The organism is Bacillus sp. AP8 (assembly GCF_000321185.1).
Lineage (GTDB): Bacteria > Bacillota > Bacilli > Bacillales > DSM-1321 > Bacillus_AD > Bacillus_AD massilioanorexius.
The window spans coordinates 1-1,667 of the sequence record NZ_CAPG01000063.1; the positions used below are offsets into that span (position 1 = coordinate 1).

2 protein-coding genes and 1 pseudogene are annotated in these 1,667 nt (G+C 36.1%); all 3 read right to left on the minus strand.

Annotated elements, in window-relative coordinates; translation table 11 throughout:
- Positions 1–335, minus strand: a pseudogene (locus tag BN349_RS26415) (hypothetical protein); the annotation flags it as partial.
- A gap of 1 nt (position 336) precedes the next feature.
- On the minus strand, positions 337–849 hold the full coding sequence (locus tag BN349_RS15240) for a NuoB/complex I 20 kDa subunit family protein (protein ID WP_019243194.1): 513 nt from the start codon (positions 847–849) through the stop codon (positions 337–339).
- Positions 840–1,214: an NADH-quinone oxidoreductase subunit A gene (locus BN349_RS15245; protein ID WP_019243195.1), complete on the minus strand. Its 375-nt coding sequence runs from the start codon at positions 1,212–1,214 to the stop codon at positions 840–842. Before BN349_RS15245 ends, BN349_RS15240 begins: the two co-directional genes overlap by 10 nt.
- Positions 1,215–1,667 lie beyond the last annotated feature (453 nt).

Sequence of the window (1,667 nt, forward strand, 5' to 3'; positions counted from 1 at the left end):
GCTGCCGCTGCTTTGGCCTTAGCTAATGCTAGAGCTTTAGCTTTTTCATCTGTTGAGTCCTCTGTTTCTGACTCTTGCTCTTTGGCTTTCTGCTTCGCTAACGCTGCCGCTTTCGCTTTCGCTGCTGCCACTGCTTTGGCCTTGACTAATGCTAAGGCTTTGGCTTTTTCTGTTGATGTATCATCTATTACTTTGTTTTTATTTTCAGAATCTATTTTTGTTGTTTGTTCAATGGAGTCTGTATTCGATGATTGATTTGAATGACTAGGATCTACTTTGACTTTTTCAATCTCTTTATTATCATCTTTATGAGGATTATCTTGTCTTTCGCTCACGTTACATCACCTGCTTCCCGGTTTTTGCCTCGTAGCGAATTTTTTCACGCAATTTATTTATTCCATACATTAATGCTGCTGGATTTGGTGGACAGCCAGGGATATATACATCTACTGGTACAATTTGATCGACACCTTTTACTACACTATATGATTTGACATAAGGTCCACCAGCCGTAGCACATGATCCCATGGCAATTACCCATTTTGGCTCTGGCATTTGCTCATATAAACGTCTAATAATAGGTGCCATTTTCTTTGTTACAGTTCCTGAAACAATCATGACATCAGATTGACGAGGTGAAGTACGGAAAAACGAGCCAAATCTATCTAAATCGTAATGGGAAGAACCTACACCCATCATTTCAATAGCACAACAAGCTAGACCAAATGTCATTGGCCACAAAGAATTACTTCTTGCCCATCCCTTCACTTGCTCTAAGGTTGCTAAAAAAATATTTTGTTTTAATTCTTCCATTTCATGTGCTGAAATACCATCTAATTTTAGGTCCATTTTAACACCTTCTTTTTCCAAGCATAAATAAGACCAACTAAAAGCATGAAGACAAAAATCAGCATTTCAATTAGCGCAAAAATCCCTAACTTTTCATATGCTACTGCCCATGGATACAGAAAAACCGTTTCCACATCAAAAATGACAAATAATAAGGCAAACATATAGTACCGTACGTTAAATTGAATTCTCGAATCATGGAATGGTTCCATTCCACTTTCGTACGTCGTATACTTTGCTGCTATTGGCTTATAAGGCCTTAACAGCTTGCCCAAAAAGAGTGCCACAATTGGTAACAGTATCCCTAGACATAGAAACACAAAAACAATCAGATAGTTATTCTGATACCAGTTTAATAGTTCCATGCCCCTCCCCCTTTGTTTTATTTTCTATTTATCACGTTCAAACTAGCGCTAAGATACCCAATTTAACGTTTGGGAGAAACAAGGAGGTTTAAGTAAAATAAGGCCAGTAAGAACCCGATTGGTTCAACTAACCATTAATAGAGATTCTTTCATCTCTATTGATGGAAGTCTCACTTTATGCGAAAGAATCCTGAGCCATTGCTCAATCCTCTTAAACACCAAAATATAACAAATTATGTAATCCTATACAATTATAACACTGTTAATTAGTAGTGTCGATAAACCTTAAGACACTTAACGATTTCTTAGCAATGAAACATCTCTATAAGATTTGTCCTTACTTCATTTATATGTAAAAAGGATATGTTTTAGATATATTTTTCGAAAAGAGACAGTTATCTCTCTTATAAATTCATATCTTTGATATTAGAGAATATAAAAAAAGCTGTCCAA

Coding starts and splice junctions, on each gene's coding strand:
- BN349_RS15240 (WP_019243194.1), bottom strand. CDS start 849: ATGGACCTAAAATTAGATGGTATTTCAGCACATGAAATGGAAGAATTA.
- BN349_RS15245 (WP_019243195.1), bottom strand. CDS start 1,214: ATGGAACTATTAAACTGGTATCAGAATAACTATCTGATTGTTTTTGTG.